Here is a 24,842-nt window from a genome sequence, read left to right on the forward strand (position 1 = left end):
ACTTCGGTCTCCGTTTTTTTATGTCTCTAAATGCTCGTGCACATAGCCGCGAATAAAAGGTACCATCTCAGCTTCAAACCAAGGATTTTTCTTTAACCACAAAGTATTGCGTGGTGATGGATGGGGAAGTGGTAGATACCTTGGTGCCCAGCGTTGCCATTGCTGAACAGTTTCAGTCAATGTTTTTGGTTTATCTGATAAATAGTAATTTTGCGCATACTGGCCGATAAGTAAGGTGATACCGATATTAGGTAGTTGAGCAAGAACACGTTGATGCCAGAGTGGAGCGCACTCTTTACGTGGTGGTAAGTCGCCACTTTTCCCTTTTCCCGGATAACATAAACCCATTGGCATAATCGCCACTTTGCTTGCGTCGTAGAAGGTCTCTTTGTCGAGCGCTAACCACTCACGCAGCCGATTACCGCTTGGATCATTCCAAGGAATTGAGGTTGCATGCACGCGAGTGCCTGGGGCTTGTCCAATGATCAAAATCTTTGCTGTACTTGAAGCTTGAATCACTGGGTTGGCACCCAGTGGTAGCTCTGGCTCACAAGCTCTACAAGTTCGAACTTCTTTAAGCAGTTGCTTTAACATCAGTAGCCTTTGCTCGGGTCGACAACATTCACTAGCGCAAATCCATCCCGCCAACGCTGATAGTTTTCGGTAAAAATATCAATAACTTGTTCTGGGATGCTTAATGCCGCGATATGAGGAGTGACGGTAATCGCAGAATGTTGCCAGAAAGGATGTTGCTCACTAAGGGGTTCTTGCTTAAACACATCAAGATAGGCATGGCTGATGTTTCCGTTGGTAAGTGCTGCTAACAAGCCATCTTCATCTACTGCACTGCCGCGACCGACATTAAATAACAGTGCGTTAGTACAATGACTTAAACTATCGGCATTGAGGATATTCTCAGTTTCTGGTGTATTAGGTAACGTGTTGACTACGATATCTGCTTGTTTGAGCGCTGTGGCCAGCTCTTGAATATGGTAAGTGGAATCAAAAGGGGATTGCTTGGCTGGAATGCCACTTCGATTGACACCAATTGGCTCAATGGAAAAGCTTTTAGCCACACTCGCAAGACATGCGCCTATCGAACCAGTACCTAGGATAACCATTTTCTTCTTCGCCAGAGACTGATATAGCCTAGGCTGCCATTGGTTTTTCGTTTGTAGTTGGCGATAGTGATCAAAATGGCGGTAGTGTTCAATTGAATAACCCAATACGTATTCAGCGATTTGTTGGCCGAAGATACCTTTTACATTGGTTAACTCGCCTGAAAAGTCATCTAAGTTGCTCACTAGTGCGTCGACACCTGCATAAATAGACTGTATCCATTCAAGGTTGGGGAAATCATTAATATGCCCAGCGGCGAGCGGAGGAGAGGCAAGTAGGATGGTTGCCTCACAACATGATGAAGTAATTTTTAGTTCTGGAAGTGCCGCTTGTTCTAGTAACTGTTGGTAGTGGCTATCATCTTCGGTAAGAAGATACACTTTATGAGTGAAATTGTTCATCGCCTTGCTTTTTTCCCTGTTGGTTATCAAGTACACTTTCGCTGTCTAAATCAGCAACTAGGTCTATTGACCCAAAGAGTCCCTATGCTACAGAACCCTCTTCAGCTTCGCCTTGAGAAGTTAGAACCATGGCAACAGATTACCTTTATGGCGAGTCTGTGTGAACGTATGTACCCAAACTATGCAATGTTTTGTGATAGTACCGAGTTTGCCGAAGCACGTGTTTACCGTGATATTTTAGACAGCATTTGGGAGCAACTCACTGTCAAAACCGCAAAAGTGAATTTTGAGCGCCAGCTAGAAAAGCTCGAAGAGATCATTCCAAGCTCCGAAGACTTTGATTTTTATGGTGTCTATCCCGCGATTGATGCTTGTGTTGCGCTATCTGATCTTATACATGGCTTGCTAGATAGAGACTACTTGTTTGATAACATGCACAAAGTGAGTCAACTGTCGGTGATGACAGTGGCTCAGCTTGAAGAAGCGCAATCAGGTGAAGAAATCACTAACGACAACCAAAAACAGAATGAAGCGGTTTGTGGTGAGTGGGATGTACAGTGGGCGATCTTCCGTCCGCTAAGAGAAGCTGAGCAGCGTGATATTGAGCTGATCAAAGACTTACGCGCTGAGCTTCGAGATGAAGGCGTCAGTAATATTGGAATAGAGCTATAGAGCTCTATTCTATAGTTAAGCTTTCTCTATTCTAGTTTGTACAAAAAGAAGAGGGTGACGCTTTCACGTCAGCCCTCTTTTTTGTTATCCAGTTATCCAGTTATCTAGATCTGGTCTTTATTATCTTTCTGCTTATCTACTGGTTCTTCAATAAGCTCTTCATCGTCATCACGATTTTCGATTACGCCGTGCTTTTCTTTCCACTTCTCCCAGCGGTCAAAAGCAAGCTCTTGCATGTCAGTGGTGTGGTCTGCTTCATCGACAATCTCTTCACCAACTAAGTGCTCAAACACATCTTCCAGAGTCAAAATACCTTGAATGGTGCCGTATTCATCGACGATCATCGCCAATTGCAGTCGCTTCGCCATCATCTGCTCAAAGGCTTTTGGCAGTGCCATAGTGTTGAAGAGTACATGCACAGGGCGCATCACTGTACCAAGTTGTTTCTCTCCGCAGCCTGCTTGTTGCAGCTTAAATAGCTCTAAGCGGTGAACAAAGCCGATGATGTTGTCTGTTGACTTGCTATATACCAGCGGACGTGAGAACGGCGTCTCTTTATGTTTATCTAGAAACTCGTTAATCGTCATCTCTGCATCAACACGGAATACCACTGGGCGCGGTGTCATGACCTGAGTTACCGGTACATCTTGGATGCCTAGCAGGTTATTGAGGATCTTAGACTCACCTTCGGCAAACTCCCCGCTTTCTTTGGCCAAGATTGCCATTGCGGATAGCTCATCACGCATTTTTGGCGCTTGATGGCCACGTGCTAAGCGCTTGGTGATTTGCTCAGAGAACCAGACGAACGGAGTCAGTGCCCACACCATCCAACGTAACATAACTGCTGAAGTAGGAGCTAATTGACGCCAGTAGGTTGCGCCAATGGTCTTAGGTACAATTTCTGACAATACTAAAATACCTAGCGTCAGTACTGCCGAGAATACGCCAAGCCACTCGCTACCAAACACAACGGCAGCTTGTGCACCTGCACTGGCCGCACCTATGGTATGCGCTATGGTATTTAGTGTTAAGATGGAAGCCAGTGGGCGGTCGATATCCGCTTTTAGCTTTGCCAGTTGATCCGCCGCAGGGTGCTCTTGTTGGCGCAATTGGGCAATATAACTCGGCGAGATACTCAGAAGAACCGCTTCTAATACGGAGCAGATAAACGATACGCCAATCGCAACAGAGACGTATAGGGTTAGCAACAACATAAGTGTCCTATATAGATTTATCCTCCCATCAACTTTTGCATGAAAAGTGCTAACTTGTCGTGCCTGCGCATGATTGATGTGAGCATTTTATATTCGCTTTAAGTCCCGAAATATCAGGCTTTACGGGCTCTCGCATATCTATAGATAAGGTCAAAACAGCTGAAAAACAAGCATTAAGTCTTGCTTACAGAGTAACAAATTGTGAGTTAATGCTCAGAATATGGTTAAAAGTGCGTCATGAGAGCCAAAGATCGCTTACAAACCTTTGCCAGATGGGGCATTTATGTTTTAGAGTGAGTTGAATTCGATAACATATGAGAAGGGAAACCTAATGAACAAGACCCAATTAATCGACTTTATTGCAGAGAAAGCAGACCTATCTAAAGCACAAGCTAAAGCTGCTCTTGAAGCAACTCTTGAAGGTGTGACTGATGCACTTAAAGAGGGTGACCAAGTTCAACTAATTGGTTTTGGTACATTCAAAGTTAACCACCGCGCAGCACGTACTGGTCGTAACCCTAAAACTGGTGCAGAGATTCAAATCGCTGCGGCAAACGTTCCTGCATTCGTAGCAGGTAAAGCGCTGAAAGATTCAGTAAAATAATTTATTACTGATTTCAGAGTTTCAAACTCGGAATTGTATATAATACGTCAAGGTAGCGACTATCTTGGCGTATATTTGTTTATGACGATGAAAAAACTACTAATACCTTCACTAATCACTTCTTTACTTGTCGGATGCTCTTCAAGTATTTCCACTCCAAACTTAGACCAGTTTTCTGATTACACAGGCGGTCAAAGTATCGGGGATGCAACCAGCTTGTATTGGTATACCGAACGTCTCTCTTTTCCTTACACGGCGGCAGACTATGTTAGCGCCGGCGATTATGGGTGGTATAAATCTGACTACCGCTGGGAAGATGGCGACCTTAGAGAATTGATTCGTGAGGGACTGCAACTTAAAGATAACCAAGGCTTAGTTTCGTATCGCATTCACGTTCGTTTTAATAAAGATGGGGAAGCGATCTATCAACAGTACCGCCTTGATGGGAAAGTTCTGCCACTAAAAGCGGATAAGCTCGCTTGGCTCAAGCAAGAAGCGTTGAATATTCCCAAAAGAACCAAAGCGCAGAGCAGTTCAGGAATTCGTTTGATTCAAGGCTATTGGGATGGCTCAAATTTTGATACCTGCTCTGGCCAGAGTTATGAGCAAGTCGAGTTTAACGAGACACTGCCAAGTTTTGTTATCAACCGCCTATCAAGCGTTGACAGTTATGCTGCATTTTTGGGTACTACCCAACGCAATAAAGTGAAGGTCAGTCAGTTATTGATGCTGGCTGAAGATAGTCATGACTGTATCGAAAGACCTGTTCTTATCGAAGAGTGATAGAATTAAGCATGATAGATAAAACAAAGGCGCTCATTGAGCGCCTTTGTTTATATGCCAACTGATCGTGTTATCTATTTCTCTTGCTCGCGTGCAATCGCTCTGTAGCCGATGTCATTGCGGTGGAACATACCACTCCAGCGTACTTGCTTAGCCAGCGAGTACGCTTGCTCTTGAGCCTCTGAGACGCTATTGCCAAGAGCCGTTGCACATAGCACGCGACCGCCGTTTGTCACTATCTCACCAGATGCGTTGCTTGCTGTACCAGCGTGGAAGATCTTCTGGCCCGCTACTTGTTCCGCTGGTAGAGAAATAACATCACCTTTTGCGTAATCTGCAGGATAACCTCCGGCAGCTAGGACAACACCGATAGACGCGCGTGGATCCCATTTAGATTCTGCTTGATCAAGTTTTTCGTCGATAGCCATTAGGCACAGTTCAACAAGATCCGATTCCATACGCATCATGATAGGTTGAGTTTCTGGATCGCCGAAGCGGCAGTTATATTCGATAACCTTTGGCGTGCCGTCTTTATCGATCATTAGACCCGCGTAGAGGAAGCCAGTGTATGGGTGACCTTCTGCATCCATACCACGAACTGTTGGGTAGATAACCTCTTCTAAAATGCGTTCGTGGATGTCTGGAGTCACTACTGGTGCAGGAGAATATGCACCCATGCCACCAGTGTTTGGGCCAGTATCTTTGTCGCCAACGCGTTTGTGGTCTTGGCTGGTGGCCATAGGAAGAACGCTTTGACCATCCACCATTACGATGAAGCTAGCTTCTTCGCCGTCAAGGAACTCTTCGATAACCACGCGGCTACCTGCTTCGCCAAATGCATTACCCGCGAGCATATCTTTGATAGCGTTTTCCGCTTCTTCAAGCGTCATCGCAACAATTACACCTTTACCAGCGGCAAGACCGTCTGCTTTAACCACGATAGGCGCGCCTTGCTCACGAACGTAAGCCAATGCAGGTTCAATTTCAGTGAAGTTAGCGTATGCGCCGGTTGGGATGTTATGACGAGCTAGGAAGTCTTTAGTGAATGCTTTAGAGCCTTCTAGCTGCGCCGCCGCTTCTGTTGGGCCAAAGATTGGCAGGCCAGCTTCACGGAACGCATCAACCACACCAATAACAAGCGGAGCTTCAGGGCCAACAATGGTTAGCTCGATTTTCTTCTCTTGCGCGAAAGCAACCAGTTCGGAAATAGCTTCAACACCTATGTTTACGTTCTCAAGCTTAGGCTCAAGAGCGGTACCTGCGTTACCAGGTGCAACAAATACGGTTTCTACGTTTGGGTTTTGCGCCGCTTTCCAGCCTAGTGCATGTTCACGACCGCCGGCACCAATAATAAGTACATTCATTTTTTAAATCCTTATAGCTGCGCCAGTATCTTTATTTCTGTGTCAAACATGCTCACTTATAGTCATAAGCTCCGCGTGTTTTCCTTGAACTAAAGGCACTGGCTTGCTCTAACGTATTTCAAATATCGGAATATCCAAAAAACAAATTATAAGTTTTGCTCTTCTCGGAGCGCAGCGTTCCCGTTTCTAGAAGCGCAGCGCTCTCGCTTCTTTCTAGTGGCGGAAGTGACGCATACCGGTAAAGATCATCGCCATACCATGCTCATCAGCGGCTGCGATAACTTCGTCATCACGCATAGAGCCACCAGGTTGAATCACGCATTTGATGCCTGCTTCTGCAGCTGCGTCGATACCGTCGCGGAATGGAAAGAAGGCATCTGATGCCATGACACAACCTTCAACCTGTAGACCTTCGTCAGCAGCTTTAATACCTGCGATCTTCGCTGAGTACACGCGGCTCATTTGGCCAGCGCCAACGCCGATAGTCATGTCACCCTTCGAGTAAACAATCGCGTTAGATTTAACGTACTTAGCCACTTTCCAGCAGAATAGGGCGTCTTTTAGCTCTTCGTCTGTTGGTTGGCGCTTAGAAACCACTTTTAGGTCATCTAGGCTTACCATACCTTGGTCACGATCTTGAACCAGTAGGCCGCCATTAACGCGTTTCACGTCAAAGCCCGTCGTCTTAGTTGTCCACTCGCCACATTCTAGAAGGCGAACGTTCTTCTTCGCTGCAACCACTTCAATTGCTTCAGCAGATACAGATGGTGCGATGATGACTTCAACGAATTGGCGCTCAACGATAGCCGTTGCAGTCTCTGCGTCTAGCTCTTGGTTGAAAGCGATGATGCCGCCAAACGCAGATGTTGGGTCAGTTTTGTATGCGCGGTCATACGCTTCAAGAATGCTGCCACCCAGAGCCACACCACATGGGTTGGCGTGCTTAACGATTACACATGCTGGCTCATCGAACTCTTTAACACACTCAAGTGCTGCGTCAGTGTCAGCGATGTTGTTGTAAGAAAGGGCTTTACCTTGGAATTGGCGAGCCGTTGAAACTGAAGCTTCGATTGGGTTTGCTTCAACATAGAAAGCTGCGTCTTGGTGGCTGTTCTCACCGTAGCGCATGTCTTGCTTCTTCTCGAATTGCTGATTGAATGTGCGAGGGAATTTGCTCTCTTCGTCAGCCTTCTTTCCTTCTTCATCAAGTAGAAAGGCACCGTAAGATGGAACCATAGTGCCGAAGTAGTTAGCGATCATGCCGTCGTAAGAGGCTGTGTGCTCGAAGGCTGCGATAGCTAGGTCAAACCGCGTTTCTAGAGTCAGAGACGTATCGTTAGCATCCATCTCAGCGATAACGCGCTCGTAATCGTGCGCGTTAACGACGATCGTCACATCTTTGTGGTTTTTTGCTGCTGAGCGAACCATAGTTGGACCACCGATATCGATGTTCTCAACCGCGTCAGCGAGAGTACAACCTTCTTTCGCCACTGTTTCAGCGAATGGGTAAAGGTTAACTACAACCATGTCGATTGGATTGATACCGTGCTTTTCCATGACGTCGTCATCTTGACCACGACGACCTAGCACACCACCATGTACTTTAGGGTGAAGCGTCTTAACACGACCGTCCATCATTTCTGGGAAACCAGTGTAATCTGATACCTCAGTTACTGAGATGCCTTTTTCTGCCAGTAGGCGAGCAGTACCACCTGTTGATAGAATATCAACACCACGGTTAGCAAGAGCTTGGGCAAATTCAACAATACCAGTTTTGTCTGATACGCTGATTAGTGCGCGGCGAATAGGACGAGCGTTAGTCATGCTTCCATTTCCTCAAAGTCACAGAGTTAATACGTAAGATAAAGATATTTGCCAAAAGTGAACTTGTTCTTATGCTTTGTTTACAAACGAGCGGTAAGATATTGGCCAGTTTTGGTAAAGACCTTTGCAACAAATGTAGTTGATAAGCTAGTCTCTGAGTTTGATGGCGCACATTCTAACTAATTTATTACAAAAAAGCTCGCGCAATCGTTTGGCATCTCAAAAATAATTGTAAAAAGCTCGAGTTTAGGCTTTAAACGTAACGAAACAGTTAATAGGGAAAGTTATGTTCCAAATCGGTGAGTTGGCGAAACGCTGTAATGTAACCGCAGATACATTGCGCTTTTACGAAAAGAATCAGTTAATTAAACCGGCAGGTCGCAGCGACTCGGGTTACCGTCTCTATAATGAACAGAACCAAGATCAAGTGAGCTTTATCCTCAAAGCGAAAGACTTAGGCTTAAGTCTGGATGAGATTCGCGAGCTATTAGAGATAAAGCTAGAAGCAACGGAGCATAGTTGTGCAGAAGTTAAGGCGATTACTACGGCGAAACTGAGTGTGATTGATGGCAAGATCAACGAACTTACCCGGATTCGCACTGCGCTGAAAAAAATTAATGATGCATGCTGTGGCCATGTGGACGACGATGCGAGCCATTGTTCGATTTTAGGTGCACTAGCTAGTGAAGCACATCCAGACTCTTGCTGTGATGCAGAATAAAAGAGGACTTAGGAAGCGCGGCGGATATTTGCCTTAAGCTCTGAGGTTGATTTGATATCAGGAAGATTCTCGTAGTAGAGAGTGACTTGGTTTCTTCCTGTTTGCTTTGAGTAATACATTGCTTTGTCAGCTTGTACCATCAGTTCTCTTACTGAAGAAACATGACTATTCAGCTCTGCAATCCCAATACTCACTGTTGGTAAGATGATGTGATCATCCACCTGACATGGCGTTGTTTCGATCGAGTGACGGATGCGCTCTGCGATATCGTAGGCTTGAATAGCGTTAGTGTGAGACAATACCACACCGAACTCTTCACCACCTAAGCGGCCGATATAGTCGCTTGAGCGAATCAAACCCTGACAAATCTGCGCAACTTGGACAATCACGTCATCACCGGACAAGTGGCCCACTTGGTCATTGATTTCTTTAAAGTGGTCGATGTCAATCATCAAGCAAGAGAGGTGTTGCTGGGTTGGACTATCAAATTCACGCTCTAGTCTGAGCATAAATGCCCGGCGATTTAATATTCCGGTAAGTTCATCGGTCTCAGCAAGCTTTTTGAGTTCGGCTTCGTGTAGGTGAGCTTTGGTAATCTCTTTTTCTTGCCACAGCACATACTTGGCACCGCTTGCAAGTGTGATGGGTTTTAGGGACGCTTCAAACCATCTTTCGTCCAGCCCATTCCAAGCTTCAAGTTCTTCAATAGAAAGCTGCAATTGCTGGCAAGGTGTCATCGAGTACTGCAGGGTTTTACGCTGACCTGTGGCTAACACTTGTTTAAAGTGCTGCTCAAGGCTTTCGGCAACCGTTGCAGGAAGGATATCGCCAAAGGTACGGTTGAGATAGTTGTTGGTTGCCGTAGGATCAGTTTGAGTCGCTTCGCCAAAGCTATCTACGATGAGCCCATGTCCATCGATGATCAACAGACGATCAGGCAGCTCGCGGAGCATAAGGCTCAGCCATTCTTCCCTTTGCATATCAGCCATGTCGATTAATCCGGACGTAAACGTAATTGATTATTATATCGACCACTTTGAGCTTAGCAATCGCAATAGATCACAGATCGCTGAATATTCGTGCAACTAACACCACCTCTAATGATAAAAAAACCGGGTTCACTGACGTAAACCCGGTTTCTTAAATCTAAAATATCGAATGAACGATTAGTTCATGCCGTATTTTTTAAGTTTCTTGCGAAGAGTACCGCGGTTGATGCCCATCATAGTTGCTGCGCGAGTTTGGTTACCGCGAGTGTACTGCATAATGGTATCTAGTAGTGGCTGTTCAACTTCAGCTAGAACTAATTCATATAGTTCAGTTACTTCTTGGCCGTTTAGTTGAGCCAAGTAGTTCTTAAGAGACGCTTTAACAGAGTCACGTAATGGCTTCTGAGTGATCTGGTCCTGTGACGTTACTGTAGTTACTGTTAATGCTTCTGAAGTCAGATTTTGTTCGAACATATTCGGTCTAGCTCTTCTCTTAATTATGATGCAACGTTTACCTGTCATATTTGAAGCCGTAGCTCCAACTATTTAGGCTTTATCAAAATACTCTTCAAGCGCTTCAAATTGTAGCTCAGCTACATCGATAGCGTTGAAGGTACGGCGAAACTCACTCGCTTGCTCATGCTCTTTTAGATACCAACCTACGTGCTTACGCGCAATACGTGGACCTAAATACTCTCCATAGAAGTTATGGAGAGCATGTACATGACCAAGCAGGATGTCTTTCACTTCCTGGTAAGGAAGTTCAGGCATCGTGGTGCCGTTTTCCAAAAAGTGTCGGATTTCCTGGAAAATCCACGGACGACCTTGGGCAGGGCGTCCGATCATTAAAGCGTCTGCACCAGTGTATTCCAGTACATGCTTTGCTTTCTCTGGGCTATCGATATCACCGTTAGCGATAACCGGAATCGAGATTGCTTGCTTTACCGCTTTAATGCTGTCGTATTCGGCCTCACCTTTGTACATACATGCTTTTGTTCTGCCGTGCAGAGCAAGAGCCTGAATGCCGCAGTCTTCGGCTAATTTAGCGATTTGGACACAGTTTTTATTGTCTGTATCCCAGCCAGTACGGGTTTTCAATGTCACAGGGACATCGACTGCATCAACGACAGCACGAAGAATATCTTTGATGATATCTGGGTACTGCAGCAGGGCAGAGCCGGCTAGCTTCTTATTCACTTTTTTGGCTGGACAGCCCATGTTGATGTCGATGATTTGTGCACCGTTCTCAACACTAAACTGAGCAGCGTCGGCCATAAGCTGTGGATCAGCGCCCGCAATTTGTACAGAGCGAATGCCCGATTCGCCTTCATGTACCATGCGTTGCTTTGATTTTGAGGTCTTCCATAGTTTTGGGTTTGACGACATCATTTCACTGACAGCCATTCCCGCACCATAGCGGAGACACAACTCACGGAACGGTCTATCCGTTACACCTGCCATAGGGGCAACAATGAGATTATTCTTAAGTTGGTGGTTTCCGATCTTCAAAACTTCAATCACAGTTCTAACCGAGCAAGGGCGCGCATTTTACGCATTTTTTTGCGCTGTGAAAAGACTAATATTTGAGCATTTACAAATTGTTTTCGCAAAATGCCCAAAAATCAGTCAATTAGCTCACAAAGTCTTGTCTAGCCTTGCTTTCGACCAGAGATGCGACACCACTCACTTTGCTCCTTGATAGGATCAATGTGAAGCTCATCACGGTAATAATTCGCAACATCTTTGGCTTGAGTATCAAGCACGCCTGACATCGCCAGTTCACCATTTGGCTTAATCAAAGACTTAATGATTGGTGAAAGTTCACGTAGAGGGCCGGCTAAAATATTCGCCACAACCACGTCTGCGACTAAGCCCTCTGGCTGATCTTGAGGTAAGAATACCTCTAGCTGAGCGGCAACACCGTTACGCTCTGCATTGTCTTTAGATGCAAGGAGTGCTTGAGGGTCAATGTCGATGCCGATAACCTTCTCTGCACCGAGTTTGATCGCTGCGATCGCAAGGATGCCAGAGCCACAGCCAAAGTCGATTACGGTTTTACCTGACAGATCCAAGCCTTCTAGCCATTCAAGGCACAGAGCTGTGGTCGGGTGGGTTCCCGTACCAAACGCAAGGCCAGGATCAAGCATGACATTGACCGCGTCTGGTTCAGGGACTTCACGCCAGCTAGGGCAAATCCATAGGCGCTCACCAAACTTCATTGGGTGGAAGTTATCCATCCATTCGCGTTCCCAGTCTTTATCTTCAAGTTGCTCGACCTTGTAAGCAAAACCTTCAGCCAGTAGGCCGCTAAGTTTAGTCTGCTCAATGATGAAGTTGGTATCAGCTTCTGCGTCATACAGCGCTAGGATATCGGTATCACCCCAAAGACGCGTTTCACCAGGCAGAGGTTCGAATACAGGCGTATCTTGCGCATCTAAGAAGGTTACAGACAGCGCACCAGTATCTTCCATCAGCATATCGCCGATCGGCTCAGCGTTATCTTTGGTCGCATTGAGTTTGATTTGAATCCAAGGCATGAGTAGATCTCTCAACATTAAAAGATGTGATTTGGCGCAGAGTGTAGCAGAAATCTGCGGGTTTTATAGACGAATAACAGGTGAAAACAAAAATGCTCACCGAAGTGAGCATTTTAATTCTTTACTAGTGCAATAAACGCTTATTGCAGACCAAGTTTCTTCTCTAGATAATGAATGTTGGCACCGCCGTGTTGGAAGTTTTCATCATTCATGATCGATTCTTGTAGCGATACGTTTACTTTAATACCTTCTACAATCATTTCGCCTAGAGCATTCTTCATGCGAGCAATCGCCACATCGCGGTTCTCACCGAAAGTGATCAGCTTACCGATCATTGAGTCGTAGTGAGGAGGTACTGTGTAACCTGTGTAGATGTGTGATTCCCAACGAACACCCATACCGCCAGGAGCGTGGAAGCGTTCAATCTTACCTGGTGAAGGTAGGAAGCGCTCAGGGTCTTCTGCGTTGATACGACACTCGATAGCATGGCCGCGTATCTTGATATCATCCTGCGTGAATGATAGAGGTTGACCTGCTGCAACACGTAGCTGTTCTTTGATTAGGTCGACGCCTGTCACCATTTCAGTTACTGGGTGCTCAACCTGAATACGTGTGTTCATCTCGATGAAGTAAAACTCGCCGTTCTCGTATAAGAATTCGAACGTACCTGCACCGCGGTAACCGATTTCTAGACATGCACGGGTACAGCGTTCACCGATGTACTTACGCATCTCTTCAGTAATACCTGGAGCTGGAGCTTCTTCAACAACTTTCTGGTGACGACGCTGCATTGAACAGTCACGCTCACCTAAATGGATTGCCCCCCCTTGGCCATCTGCAATAACCTGAACTTCAACGTGACGAGGGTTTTCTAGGAATTTCTCCATGTAAACCATGTCGTTGTTGAAGCAAGATTTTGCTTCTGCACGTGTCATTGCGATTGCTTCTGTTAGCTCTTTCTCTGAGCGAACAACGCGCATACCACGACCGCCACCACCACCAGAAGCTTTGATGATTACTGGGTAGCCAATGCGTTTTGCGTGCGCTTTGTTTGCCTGTTCGTCATCATCCAAAGGACCATCAGAACCTGGAACACAAGGAACGCCCGCTTTTTTCATTGCTGTGATAGCAGAAACTTTGTCACCCATGATGCGGATAGTTTCCGCTTTAGGACCAACAAAGATAAAGCCGCTACGCTCTACTTGCTCTGCGAAGTCTGCGTTTTCAGATAGGAAGCCGTAGCCTGGATGGATAGCAACTGCACCTGTTACTTCCGCCGCAGAAATAATGCGAGGGATGTTTAGGTAGCTGTCGATACCACGAGCAGGACCGATACAAATTGCTTCGTCTGCAAGCAGTACGTGCTTTAGGTCACGGTCAGCAGTTGAGTGAACCGCAACTGTTTTGATGCCTAATTCTTTACATGCGCGAAGAATACGAAGTGCGATTTCACCTCGGTTCGCGATGACTAATTTATCTAGCATAAGAGAGAGCCTCTGTTATTCGATAACAACAAGTGGTTGGTCGAATTCAACTGGTTGGCCGTCATCAACTAGGATTGCAGTAACAATACCAGACTTGTCAGCTTCAATTTGGTTCATCATCTTCATTGCTTCAACGATACATAGAGTGTCGCCAGCACTAACGCTTTGGCCAACTTCTACGAACGATTTCGCGTCTGGGCTTGGAGAACGGTAGAAAGTCCCTACCATTGGAGAAAGAACTTGATGACCAGCTGGAACCGCAGGTGCTGCCGCTTCAGGCGCTGCTGCAGGAGCTGGTGCTGCCGCTGGAGCCGGAGCTGCAACAGGTGCAGGTGCTGCAGCATATTGAATTGGCGCTACAGGTGCTGCAGTACCGTTGCGGCTGATGCGTACCGACTCTTCACCTTCAGAGATTTCTAGCTCAGCAATGCCAGACTCTTCTACTAACTCGATAAGCTTCTTGATTTTACGGATATCCATCTTTTCTTTCTCTTTTATCTTGTGAATAAGACAGCTCGATAAGAGCTGCAGAGTGTTTGTTTACTTTGACAGTAATTGGGTTACTTTGCCTGCAGCTTATTAATTGCAGCAGACAGAGCGAATTCGTATCCTTGTGCACCGAGACCACATATCACGCCCTCAGCCTTATCGGAAAGATAAGAGTGATGACGGAATGGTTCGCGAGCATGCACATTAGATAAATGTACTTCGATAAATGGAATAGCCACGCCAAGTAACGCATCTCTTAATGCGACACTGGTGTGGGTAAACGCGGCTGGGTTGATGATAATAAAATCCACCTTGTCGTACGCCGCGTGGATAGCTTCGATCAGTTCATATTCACGATTAGATTGAAGATGTTGGAGTTCAACATCGGCGTCATTCGCTTGCTTGGTTAATGTGTCGACAATCTGTGGTAACGTCGAAGAACCGTAATGTGCGGGTTCGCGTAGACCTAACAGGTTTAAATTTGGACCATTTAAGACAAGAATGCGTGATTTTGCGGTCATTGTGCTGCCATCTTCCTACTTCATGATATGAACTGGAATAATCCCATATTATCGCTGATTCAGCATGCGATTTTTATTAAAAATAGCATCGAATCTTTGAAATAGACCCAGATTATAGCTAATTCAGCGCATTTAGCAGCAATTTACTGGTCTAATCTCCCAGCCTAGAGTCGGATTTTTGTAACCGAGGTAACATTTTTGCCCAAGGAGAAAGGTGTGAGGAGGAGTACTTTAGACGGTAAAATGAAAAAACCGCCACATAATGTGACGGTTTGAAGTTTTAAACATCGGCTATGAAAATTACGCTAGCTCGGCTTTTTCAGCAATCAGTTTGTCAACCACACTTGGGTCGGCAAGGGTGGACGTGTCGCCTAAGTTGCCAGTATCACCCGTTGCAATCTTACGTAGAATCCGGCGCATAATCTTACCAGAGCGAGTCTTCGGCAGTGAATCTGTCCAATGTAGTACATCTGGGGTTGCGATAGGGCCAATTTCTTTACGAACCCAGTCCTTCACTTCTTTATGCAGTTCAGCACTTGGGAACTCGCCATCATTGAGGGTGATGTAGGCGTAGATCGCTTGACCTTTAATATCGTGTGGGATACCGACAATGGCCGCTTCTGCAATTTTGTCGTGAGCTACTAGTGCCGATTCAATTTCTGCAGTCCCCATACGGTGACCTGATACGTTAAGTACGTCATCAACACGGCCTGTTATCCAGTAGTAACCATCTTCATCACGACGCGCGCCATCACTGGTGAAGTACATGCCTTTAAAGGTCGAGAAGTATGTTTGCTCGAAGCGTTCATGATCGCCATATACTGTACGCATCTGACCTGGCCATGAATCTAGGATAACAAGGTTACCGTCAGTCGCACCTTCAATGATGTTACCCATGTTATCAACCAGAGCAGGCTGAACACCGAAGAATGGACGAGTTGCTGAACCTGGTTTTAGGTCCGTCGCACCTGGAAGTGGCGCAATCAAGATACCGCCAGTTTCAGTTTGCCACCATGTATCAACGATTGGTGAGTTTTCGTTACCGATGGTTTTGTAGTACCACTCCCAAGCTTCTGGGTTAATTGGTTCACCCACTGAGCCCATAATACGTAGGCTGCTACGAGAGGTACCTTCAACCGCTTCATTACCTTTTGCCATTAGTGCACGAATAGCGGTTGGAGCCGTGTAAAGGATATTCACTTGGTGCTTATCAACCACTTGGCTCATGCGATTGGTGCTTGGGTAGTTAGGCACACCTTCAAATAGAATAGTCTTAGCGCCATTAGCCAATGGACCGTAAACAAGGTAAGTGTGGCCTGTAATCCAACCTACGTCAGCTGTACACCAGAACGTTTCCCCCGGCTGATAGTCAAATACATACTTAAATGTCATGGCCGCGTAGACAAGGTAACCACCTGTGGTGTGAAGAACACCTTTGGGCTTACCTGTTGAGCCTGAAGTGTAGAGGATGAAGAGTGGATCTTCTGCTTTCATCTCTTCTGGCGGGCAGTCAGAAGAAACGTTTGCTGTTGCTTCGTGCCACCACACATCACGGTGTTCATGCCAGTCAATATTGCCGCCTGTGCGCTTCATAACGATGACTTTGTCGATGGTTTTCACTTCTGGGTTGGTCAGTGCTTCATCAACATTCTTTTTCAGCGGAACGGCACGACCACCACGCACACCTTCGTCAGCTGTAATGACGACTTTCGCGTCTGAGTCTATAATACGGCCAGAAAGCGCTTCAGGAGAGAAGCCACCGAATACCACCGTATGTACCGCACCAATACGGGTACAAGCTAGCATGGCAACCGCTGCTTCTGTCACCATTGGCATATAAAGACAAACGACATCGCCTTTACGAACGCCTTGTTCTTTCAGGGCGTTAGAAAACTCACACACTTCTTTGTGTAGTTGGTTGAAGGTGAGAGCTTTATCATCATTCGGATCGTCACCTTCCCAGATAATCGCTACATCATCGCCGCGCTCGGCTAGGTGGCGGTCAATACAGTTCGCAGAAACATTCAGCGTACCGTCTTCAAACCAACGGATATCAACGTGGCCGGTATCAAATGAGGTATTTTTTACTTGAGTGAAAGGTTTTATCCAATCGACGATTTTGCCGTGCTCACTCCAGAAGCCAACTGGATCTGTTACTGATTGTTGGTACATAGCTTGGTAGGTGTCGTTATCCGCGTGGGTGTTTTTTTTGATGTTCTCTTTTACCGGATAAATATGGGCTTCACTCATTGCTTATCTCCTTGTGCCTAATTCGTTGTGAATTGAGCAAGTGTCCGTTTAAAACGATCAGGTCACCTGACCCTGACGTCGTACAATCCTTTTACCCATAACTTTCAATCACAGGCGACAATTCGACAATTAGACTTTAGGATGAGAAAGCTAGATCTGCTTTGAAATGAAGGAATTAAAACGCAAATTGAGAACTTGGTCGTAAGTTAGGTTAACGGGTATAGGGCAGATTTAAGCTAGGTAGATCACCTTTTGTTAGCCGAACGAATACTAAGGCGGCAGAAATGGCATCTTGCAGCGCGTCGTGTTTATCTTGCATAGGCAAATCGAGGTGCTTACAAATCGCATCCAAACTAAGATCAAAGTAGGCATTCGGTAGATGCTTTTCCAGTTTATCGTGATAGATCTGACTCACCTCAATGAGCGGATTTGGTAGCGGAAAACCAAGTTGCTTGCGACAGGCGAGATCGAGAATTTTTTTGTCGTAACGAATGTGATAGCCGACTAATGGGCGATTGCCTATAAAGGCGAGTAGCTGAATCAAGGCTTGTTTCTCGTCAATGCCATCAATTAGATCCTGATGGCGCATTCGGTGGATTTTGACAGAGCCAGAATCAAGGGATTGCGGGGCTCTGAGCCTCACTTCGAACGGCTTGCTGGTAATAATGCGATTGTCGATGATTTTAGTGGCAGCAATCGTCACCAACTCGGCTCGGTTAGGGTCTAAGCTGGTGGTTTCACAATCGAGCGACACATACTCCTCTTTGTTAACCGAGCCAAACAGAGGCTGGTAAGAAGAGCCTTTTAGCTTGTGAAACCAATAACGTCGTTGCAACCAGTTCATAACGCCGCCTCTAATCCCTTATCTGATAATGATAGCCCAAGAACTGCTTAAACTTTTTCACTACGTGTAAACTATGGCGCAGCAAGTCTCGTTCGGTGCGATCTATCTGTTTAAGGTCTATCCGATTGTGGCTGTGTTGGTTGCTCAGTTGCTGACTAAGGCGCAGCTTGAAAAACAGCTTAAGTGCTTCAGTGAGATTATCGGCTGTATCGGGTTCGAGTATTCGTTTCACCCGTAATGCCTCTATGCGCTCGAAAGTATTTTTTTCTTCAATACCGTATTCAAGTGCCAGGGTCCGAATACCGTGAACAATAGGGAAAATACCACCGCTTTTGACATCGACACCTTGCTTATCCTTCTTTACATTGCCAAGCAGAGTCAGCGGTAGAGAAAACTGTAGTGCTGGGCGAGAGAAATCTTGTAGCGCCAGCATGTTATTGAACATGGTTTGTTTCAGATGTTGAGTAATGGGCTCTAGTAGTGCTTTATTGCCGGCAACCGCGTGCGCGTCGGTGAAAATGGCTAAGTCCATCACTTGCTCAGAAGAACTCGGTTTAGACCATTGGCTGACGGTGCTCTTCCATTCTGATTGAGTTTTGACCCATTTCGGATTATTGACCATGACATTGCCGGGACAAAGTGGGTAGCCAAGTTGCTGCAGTGTGTGGGTCAGTTGGCTCATCACGGTTTCACATTGGTGCCAGTGCAGACCATCTTTGATTATCAAAGCGTTGTCTTGGTCAGTTTTAAGTATTTGTTCCCCACGCCCTTCTGAGCCTAGAACGACCAAACAACAATGATCGTGAAGGGCAGGAGGAACAATCAGTTCAAAGGCTTTCTCTATGATCTGCTCGTTGACTGCAGAGATAAGCTCCATAATAAATCGTGTGCGAATGCCGTTGTTGAGCAAGCTTTCTACCAATTGGCGTTGCCTGTTTGAGGCCAGTGCAAGCTCTTCGACACTAGTGGATCGGGCAATACTTAAGGTCAATACGTGCGAGTGGGTTGAAAAAGCACTCAGAATCTGTGTCATATCAAGCATACCGACGGCTTGTTTTCCATCGGCGACCATCACGCGTTTCATTCGATGGCGAGTCATTTTGATCATCGCATTGAATAGAAACTCACCGTCCTCAACATGCACCACTGGGAAAGTGGCAATTTTGCCTACTGGAGTGTCGAGTGGATGACCTTCAAGCATAACGGCATGCAGCATATTGGTGCGAGTGATAATGCCGTAGGGCATAGAGTGAGTATCATCAACAAGGCGGACATCGGAATCATTTAAACGTACCAACGCAGAGTCAATGCCATTTTGCTTGAGCGTTTGTGTGACTTCATTCAGCGGTTGGTCGGGAGAGAGTATCATTGGCGGGTGATAGATCTCTTTGTCGACCTTGGTCAGGATAAACTCGGCCAGGTTTTGCTGTTGCTGGGCCGCATCGACCAGCTCTTGGCGACGAGCGAGGTTGTTATCAAAGTAGGCCGCGAATTGGCCATTTTCGTTATACAAGTCAATGAAAATAGACTTTGGTAGCAGGTAAGAGAGAGTATCTTCTAACGCGATATAACGGTGTTTGACACTGTCTTCAAACAGAGCGCGTACATCAAAAAGGTCATCATTGGCGTAGTGAGCAAAGATTTCTTTATCGTCTTCCGAGCGTTCTTCTACCGCACCTTTGATCACAATGTGTAAATGCTGGCTTGCTGTTCCTGCTTCTAGCAAGGTCTCTTTCGCTCGAAAATAAGCCACGTCGAGGGAGCTACGTAGCTTACTTTGCTGTTGGCTATTCAGGCGGTCAAATGGTGGGGAGTGCATGTTAAATTTATCTGGCATTGCGAACCCTACTCCATGGCAACTCTATATGCTAAGTGTGAAGGATTAACATAATTGTTCCAGACGACTTTGGTCGAATCTATAAATGAAACTCTTGAATTTAATCTTTCACTAATGATGAAAATAGTGAGAATAGGGAAACGCAGTTGTGACGATTATTCCCTTTTTATTTTCAGCAAGGCAAACGATAATACGGCAGGCCTGTTCCAACCCACTATGTATTCAGAGGTAATGATGCTCACCCCATCTCCATTCGGCTGGATTTCCCAGTATTTTATTGGTTTCTTTTTCGCTTATGGTGTCTATTTGCCATTTTGGGCGCTGTGGTTTGAAGAGCAGGGAGTATCAGCTACCGATATCGGATTGCTAGTCGGCATTGGTTTTGCGACGCGGTGTGTTGCGAACATGGTGCTCACGCCGCGTATTCACAAAGTGGAACAGCTAATGCCTGCACTGCGCTGGCTCAGTTTTGCCGCCATCTTATTTGTTGGTTTCCACTTTTTTACTGGTGGTAGTTTCTGGTTAATGGCATTGGCGACTGTGTTGTTCAATCTGTGCTGTGGCCCTATTGTTCCCTTGTCTGATGCTATGGCGAACTACTATTCACGTTTGCAAATGCTGGATTATGGCCGCACTCGCTTGTGGGGCTCAATCGCCTTTATAGCGGGCTCTACGGTGGTTGGCTTTTTAGTCGCCCAGTACGGCACTGACATGATTCTTTACACTGCACTGGCAGGTACCGTGGCGGCATTAGTGTTTTCGATGCGTAATATTAGCCCAATGCCAGTGACGACTGCGGCAGAAAATGCCGAGCGTCCTAAGCTGACAGAGCTGCTACGCGAGCTACCAGTGGTTAAATTCCTTATTTTAGTGTCGCTTATTCAAGGTAGCCATGCGGCGTATTACAGTTTTAGTTCTATTTACTGGAAAGAGGCGGGTTACTCTGAAGATATTATTGGTTATCTATGGAGTTTAGGTGTCATAGCTGAAGTGGCCATTTTCGCTCTAAGTAAGCGTCTATTCTCTGGTTGGACACTAAGAGCCTTATTTACCGTAGCGGCGATTGGTGTGGTGGTACGTTGGGGTTTGACAGCTTCGACAACAGCGTTAGTGGCTCTGGTTCTGATTCAGCTTCTTCATGGTGTGACGTTTGCTATGGCGCATATTGCTGCGATTCAATACATCCAACACTCTGAGCAGAGAAAAATGGTTGCGCTGCAAGCTCTGTACAATGCGATTCCTTTGGGAGCATTCATTGCTTTAATGACAACACTGAGTGGTTGGGGTTACGAAAACTGGGGTGCGAATGTGTTCTGGGCGATGGCCGTAATGGGTGTTTTGGCGCTGTTTATCAACGTTGAACCTCAGAAACATCAAGTGGCTGATGTATCGAAAGCGGAGCCCAATGCACAGAATTAAGCTTCGCAGATTGAGTTGAAATCCTATCCCTAGTTAAATGAAACCTCTCCAATATGGAGAGGTTTTTTTGTTTAGCGCACGATAAGGATATCTGATGCAGGGTTGGCTAGTGATCACCGTATCACTGATGTATCTCGGACTACTGTTCCTCATTGCCTGGTATGGGGATAAAAGGCATAGCTGGTTGGCGAAATGGCGACCTTGGATTTACAGTCTATCTATTGCGGTATACTGCACCTCTTGGACTTTCTATGGCACTGTGGGACAGGCGAGTAATAATCCTTGGGCCTTCTTGCCAATCTACATCGCCCCGATTCTAGTTTTTACCCTTGGTTGGCGCGTTCTCGCTCGTTTAATCATCACTGCCAAACGTGAGCACATTACTTCCATTGCCGACTTTATTGCGGCGCGTTATGGTAAATCACAAGGCTTAGCTGTGGTGGTTACACTGATAGCTGTGGCGGGTATTCTCCCTTATATCGCCCTGCAATTGCGCGGTATTACCATGGGGTTAGAGATAATTTCGCCACAAATACCGCGAAGTTTTGCAGGTTCAAGTATTGATGTCTCTTGGTTCGTGGTCGGGGCACTGGCTATTTTCACCATGCTGTTTGGCACTCGCCATATTGATAATACCGAGCACCACCGTGGCATGATGATGGCGATTGCGTTTGAATCTATTATCAAGCTGGTGGCATTCCTTGCCGTTGGTATTTTTATCCTATTTCTGGCGCTTAATCGTAATGATGTTGAACTTGCACAGATCGCACGTCAAACCTACCAATCGCCTAATCTACCTACTTTGGTCATCCATACCGTACTTACCATGCTGGCGATCGTCTGTTTACCACGCCAGTTCCATACCATGGTAGTAGAAAATGAACGTGCCCAAGATCTGCATACCGCGCGTTGGTTGTTCCCACTCTATTTGATTTTGATGGGTATTTTTGTTTTGCCGATAGCTTGGGTCGGGCAATCATTGCTCACGGATGCCAGCCCAGACACTTACGTTATCAGCCTGCCGATGGCTGTTGGGGCTGAGGATATTGCGTTGCTGGCTTTCCTTGGCGGGACGTCAGCAGCCAGTGGCATGGTGATTGTTTCAACCATTGCTCTAGCGATCATGGTCTCCAATGATTTGGTGATGCCACTGCTGTTACGCCGGATGCGCCTGTCGCAGCGCAACCATCGTCATTTCTCTGGGCTACTACTAATAATCCGCCGTGGGCTTATCTTGCTACTACTGCTCGGAGCTTGGGGTTTTTATCAAGCTCTAGGTAACATTCACTCCCTTTCTGCGATTGGTTTCCTCTCTTTTGCCGCCATTACCCAGTTTGCACCGGCTCTGATTGGAGGTATGTATTGGCGTCAGGGTAACCGAAAAGGTGTTTATGTCGGCTTGGCAGTAGGTTTCACCTTGTGGTTGATTACCTTAATGAGCCAAACCGATATGCTGGCGGGAAGTGCGCAAGATAACTTCTTATTGTGGATGATCACTCCACCTGAATGGCTGCATAATCTGCAAGTAAAAACCTCTGACTGGGGCATTGTACTGAGTGTGGCACTGAACACCCTTTGCTATGTGGTGGTGTCGCTGTTGACACGAGCCAGCCTAAGTGAGCGCTTACAGTCTGCTTCTTTCGTCGGGACACCGCTACCCGAAAGTGAAAACATCAGCTTGTATCAAAGCCGTGTCACAGTGGGTGAGCTAGAGATGCTGGCTTCTCGATTTGTCGGCAGACAACGGGTACGAAGCGCATTCAAACAGTACTGGCAACAGCAGAGAGAAACCTTACTGCCTAACCAGCAAGCACCTTCGACTTTGATTCGTCATACCGAGAGGGTACTGGCCGGTGTTTTTGGTGCATCATCTGCTAAGTTAGTCCTTACTTCTGCGCTGCAAGGCCGAAACATGCAACTTGAAGAGGTGGCAACCATTGTCGATGAAGCCTCTGAGTTGTATGACTTTAGCCGCGGATTACTGCAAGGGGCAATTGAGCATATCGGCCAAGGTATTGCTGTGGTGGATAAGCAGCTGCGTTTGGTCGCCTGGAATCAACGCTATTTGGAACTGTTTACCTTCCCGGTCGGTTTGATTCAGGTTGGCAGGCCGATCGCTGATGTTATTCGTCATAACGCCGAGCAGGGTCTATGTGGTCCCGGTGAGCCTGAAGAACATGTACGTCGTCGTGTTTACCACTTAGAGCAAGGGACGCGTCATACCTCTTCACGAGTTAGGCCTGATGGACGAGTGATAGAAGTACAGGGCAACCCAATGCCGGGTGGAGGGTTTGTTATGAGCTTTACCGATATCACCGTGTTCCGTGATGCTGAACAAGCATTAAAAGACGCCAATGAAACACTTGAAGAACGTGTGCAAGAGCGTACTCAAGAGTTGGAACAATTGAATAAAATGCTCGTTTCTGCGACTCAGAAGTCAGAGCATGAGTCCCAATCTAAATCGCGTTTTTTAGCCGCAGTAAGCCATGACTTAATGCAGCCACTCAACGCTGCACGCTTGTTTGCCTCCTCTTTGTCTGAAGTGGCTAACGAGCCAGAAACTAAGCAGCTTTCACAGTATATCGAGAGCGCTTTAGGAGCCGCCGAAGACCTGATTGGTGACTTACTTGATATTTCTCGCCTAGAATCTGGCAAGCTCGACATCAACGTCCATGGCTTTGCCATCAATGACGTTTTATCTAACCTTAACGCCGAATTTAGCGCGCTTGCCAAGCAGCAAGGTATTGAGTTCAGTATGATACCTAGCCAGTTGCTGGTTCAGTCGGATCCAAAACTCTTACGTCGTGTAGTGCAGAACTTTTTAACCAATGCTTTCCGCTATAGCCCAAAAGGCAAAGTGGTTCTGGGTGTAAGGCGAGTGGCAGGCAAGGCGCGTATCGATGTGTGGGACAACGGTATGGGCATTGACGAAGATAAGCAGCAAGAGATATTCGAAGAGTTTAATCGTGGAACTCAAGTACGCTCTGATCAAGGCTTAGGACTAGGTCTGGCAATATCGAAAGGGATTGCATATGTGCTTGGCCACCAAATCACAATGCGCTCATGGCCAGGGAAAGGTAGTGTGTTCTCGATTACCCTCGCGCGCAGCGAAAAAGCCCTTGCTCCTGTCAAAACGGCACCTGCAAGCTTGGTATCAGACTTAAGTCATTTGAAAGTTCTCTGTGTTGATAATGAAAGCGATATCTTAGTCGGAATGGAAACACTGCTTGGGCGTTGGGGATGCGATGTACGCACCGCCGTAGATTTGGTTAATAGTTTACATGCTATTGAAGATACCTGGGTGCCGGATGTGATTTTGTCTGACTATCGACTCGACAATGGACGCACCGGATTAGAAGTGCTTCAGCAGTGTCGCCTGCGTTTAGGTGATAGCTTTATCGGCGTCATTATTAGCGCCGATCGCACTGACGATATGCTCGATGGTATTAAATCGAATGGATTTAGCTTTATTCCTAAGCCAGTCAAACCGTTAAAACTAAGGGCGGTATTGAATAGGGTTTAGAGGAAGCTGAGTCGAGAACGGGCTGCGCCTTATGGAACGCTACGCTAGAGAATGGACTTCGTCCTTCAAGAGGGAAAGTTGTTGGTGGATTGGTAACTTTTGACAGTGCCTGCTTATGTGAGCTTAGAATGAGCCGTATCCCGCATCCAACGAAAAAGGGTTGACACTTAGTGCCAACCCTCCAAAAATTTTCTCGCTTCTCGCTTCTCGCTTCTCGCTTCTCGCTTCTCGCTTCTCGCTTCTCGCT

At 46.4% G+C, this 24,842-nt stretch carries 21 protein-coding genes; 6 read left to right on the forward strand and 15 right to left on the reverse strand.

From position 1 onward, the window contains the following. Window positions 1-18: 18 nt before the first annotated feature. On the reverse strand, window positions 19-594 hold the full coding sequence (locus APB76_RS10395; RefSeq protein WP_054963466.1) for a uracil-DNA glycosylase family protein: 576 nt from the start codon (window positions 592-594) through the stop codon (window positions 19-21). Next, entirely contained in the window at window positions 594-1,520 is a 927-nt protein-coding gene (locus APB76_RS10400; protein WP_054963465.1) for a D-2-hydroxyacid dehydrogenase, read from the reverse strand. Before APB76_RS10400 ends, APB76_RS10395 begins: the two co-directional genes overlap by 1 nt. Before the next feature lie 84 nt (window positions 1,521-1,604). On the opposite strand from APB76_RS10400, the gene APB76_RS10405 reads away from it, so the two are divergent. Further along, entirely contained in the window at window positions 1,605-2,192 is a 588-nt protein-coding gene (locus tag APB76_RS10405) for a YjaG family protein (RefSeq protein ID WP_049844305.1), read from the forward strand. 104 nt (window positions 2,193-2,296) lie between these two features. Here the strand turns inward: APB76_RS10405 and APB76_RS10410 are convergent, their stop codons facing one another. Further along, window positions 2,297-3,406 (reverse strand): CNNM domain-containing protein, encoded by a 1,110-nt coding sequence (locus APB76_RS10410; protein WP_054963464.1) that lies wholly within the window; start codon window positions 3,404-3,406, stop codon window positions 2,297-2,299. A 331-nt stretch (window positions 3,407-3,737) separates the two neighbouring features. Here APB76_RS10410 and hupA point away from each other — a divergent pair, with 331 nt between their 5' ends. Beyond that, on the forward strand, window positions 3,738-4,010 hold the full coding sequence (gene hupA / locus APB76_RS10415) for a nucleoid-associated protein HU-alpha (RefSeq protein WP_004742945.1): 273 nt from the start codon (window positions 3,738-3,740) through the stop codon (window positions 4,008-4,010). A gap of 81 nt (window positions 4,011-4,091) precedes the next feature. After that, complete coding sequence (locus APB76_RS10420; RefSeq protein ID WP_082880289.1) at window positions 4,092-4,793, forward strand: DUF1481 domain-containing protein; 702 nt, start codon at window positions 4,092-4,094, stop codon at window positions 4,791-4,793. A 74-nt stretch (window positions 4,794-4,867) separates the two neighbouring features. Here APB76_RS10420 and purD read toward each other — a convergent pair whose 3' ends face one another. Continuing rightward, window positions 4,868-6,157, reverse strand: a complete 1,290-nt coding sequence (purD, locus tag APB76_RS10425; protein WP_054963463.1) for a phosphoribosylamine--glycine ligase — start codon at window positions 6,155-6,157, stop codon at window positions 4,868-4,870. 213 nt (window positions 6,158-6,370) lie between these two features. Next, window positions 6,371-7,981, reverse strand: a complete 1,611-nt coding sequence (gene purH / locus APB76_RS10430) for a bifunctional phosphoribosylaminoimidazolecarboxamide formyltransferase/IMP cyclohydrolase (RefSeq protein ID WP_054963462.1) — start codon at window positions 7,979-7,981, stop codon at window positions 6,371-6,373. A 286-nt stretch (window positions 7,982-8,267) separates the two neighbouring features. Between purH and zntR the strand changes: the two genes are divergently transcribed. Continuing rightward, complete coding sequence (gene zntR / locus APB76_RS10435) at window positions 8,268-8,702, forward strand: Zn(2+)-responsive transcriptional regulator (protein ID WP_054963461.1); 435 nt, start codon at window positions 8,268-8,270, stop codon at window positions 8,700-8,702. Between the two features lie 8 nt (window positions 8,703-8,710). Here the strand turns inward: zntR and APB76_RS10440 are convergent, their stop codons facing one another. The 10 genes from APB76_RS10440 to APB76_RS10485 form a co-directional block, all read right to left on the reverse strand. Next, on the reverse strand, window positions 8,711-9,691 hold the full coding sequence (locus APB76_RS10440) for a sensor domain-containing diguanylate cyclase (protein WP_054963460.1): 981 nt from the start codon (window positions 9,689-9,691) through the stop codon (window positions 8,711-8,713). A 177-nt stretch (window positions 9,692-9,868) separates the two neighbouring features. Beyond that, window positions 9,869-10,165 carry a DNA-binding transcriptional regulator Fis gene (gene fis, locus APB76_RS10445; RefSeq protein ID WP_000462885.1) on the reverse strand — a complete coding sequence of 99 codons (297 nt, stop codon included), beginning with the start codon at window positions 10,163-10,165 and terminating at the stop codon, window positions 9,869-9,871. 72 nt (window positions 10,166-10,237) lie between these two features. Then, window positions 10,238-11,200, reverse strand: a complete 963-nt coding sequence (gene dusB / locus APB76_RS10450; RefSeq protein ID WP_054963479.1) for a tRNA dihydrouridine synthase DusB — start codon at window positions 11,198-11,200, stop codon at window positions 10,238-10,240. Between the two features lie 140 nt (window positions 11,201-11,340). After that, window positions 11,341-12,228 (reverse strand): 50S ribosomal protein L11 methyltransferase, encoded by an 888-nt coding sequence (prmA, locus tag APB76_RS10455; RefSeq protein WP_054963459.1) that lies wholly within the window; start codon window positions 12,226-12,228, stop codon window positions 11,341-11,343. Between the two features lie 140 nt (window positions 12,229-12,368). Next, the gene (gene accC / locus APB76_RS10460) at window positions 12,369-13,712 is read right to left on the reverse strand and encodes an acetyl-CoA carboxylase biotin carboxylase subunit (RefSeq protein ID WP_049844225.1); all 1,344 of its coding nucleotides are present in this window, start codon (window positions 13,710-13,712) and stop codon (window positions 12,369-12,371) included. 15 nt (window positions 13,713-13,727) lie between these two features. Next, window positions 13,728-14,192, reverse strand: coding sequence for an acetyl-CoA carboxylase biotin carboxyl carrier protein (accB, locus tag APB76_RS10465; protein WP_054963458.1), 465 nt, complete (start codon window positions 14,190-14,192; stop codon window positions 13,728-13,730). Between the two features lie 80 nt (window positions 14,193-14,272). Further along, on the reverse strand, window positions 14,273-14,722 hold the full coding sequence (gene aroQ / locus APB76_RS10470) for a type II 3-dehydroquinate dehydratase (protein WP_054963457.1): 450 nt from the start codon (window positions 14,720-14,722) through the stop codon (window positions 14,273-14,275). A 300-nt stretch (window positions 14,723-15,022) separates the two neighbouring features. Then, window positions 15,023-16,972 (reverse strand): acetate--CoA ligase, encoded by a 1,950-nt coding sequence (acs, locus tag APB76_RS10475; RefSeq protein WP_054963456.1) that lies wholly within the window; start codon window positions 16,970-16,972, stop codon window positions 15,023-15,025. A gap of 211 nt (window positions 16,973-17,183) precedes the next feature. Beyond that, entirely contained in the window at window positions 17,184-17,816 is a 633-nt protein-coding gene (locus APB76_RS10480; protein WP_049844229.1) for a 3'-5' exonuclease, read from the reverse strand. A 10-nt stretch (window positions 17,817-17,826) separates the two neighbouring features. Continuing rightward, window positions 17,827-19,653, reverse strand: a complete 1,827-nt coding sequence (locus APB76_RS10485; RefSeq protein ID WP_054963455.1) for a DUF294 nucleotidyltransferase-like domain-containing protein — start codon at window positions 19,651-19,653, stop codon at window positions 17,827-17,829. Window positions 19,654-19,887: 234 nt separating this feature from the next. Between APB76_RS10485 and APB76_RS10490 the strand changes: the two genes are divergently transcribed. Together APB76_RS10490 and APB76_RS10495 are read left to right on the forward strand one after the other, a co-directional pair. Next, entirely contained in the window at window positions 19,888-21,072 is a 1,185-nt protein-coding gene (locus APB76_RS10490) for a 3-phenylpropionate MFS transporter (protein WP_054963478.1), read from the forward strand. 94 nt (window positions 21,073-21,166) lie between these two features. Continuing rightward, on the forward strand, window positions 21,167-24,595 hold the full coding sequence (locus APB76_RS10495; RefSeq protein WP_054963454.1) for a hybrid sensor histidine kinase/response regulator: 3,429 nt from the start codon (window positions 21,167-21,169) through the stop codon (window positions 24,593-24,595). Window positions 24,596-24,842: the final 247 nt, after the last annotated feature.

This window comes from Vibrio bivalvicida (assembly GCF_001399455.2).
GTDB lineage: Bacteria > Pseudomonadota > Gammaproteobacteria > Enterobacterales > Vibrionaceae > Vibrio > Vibrio bivalvicida.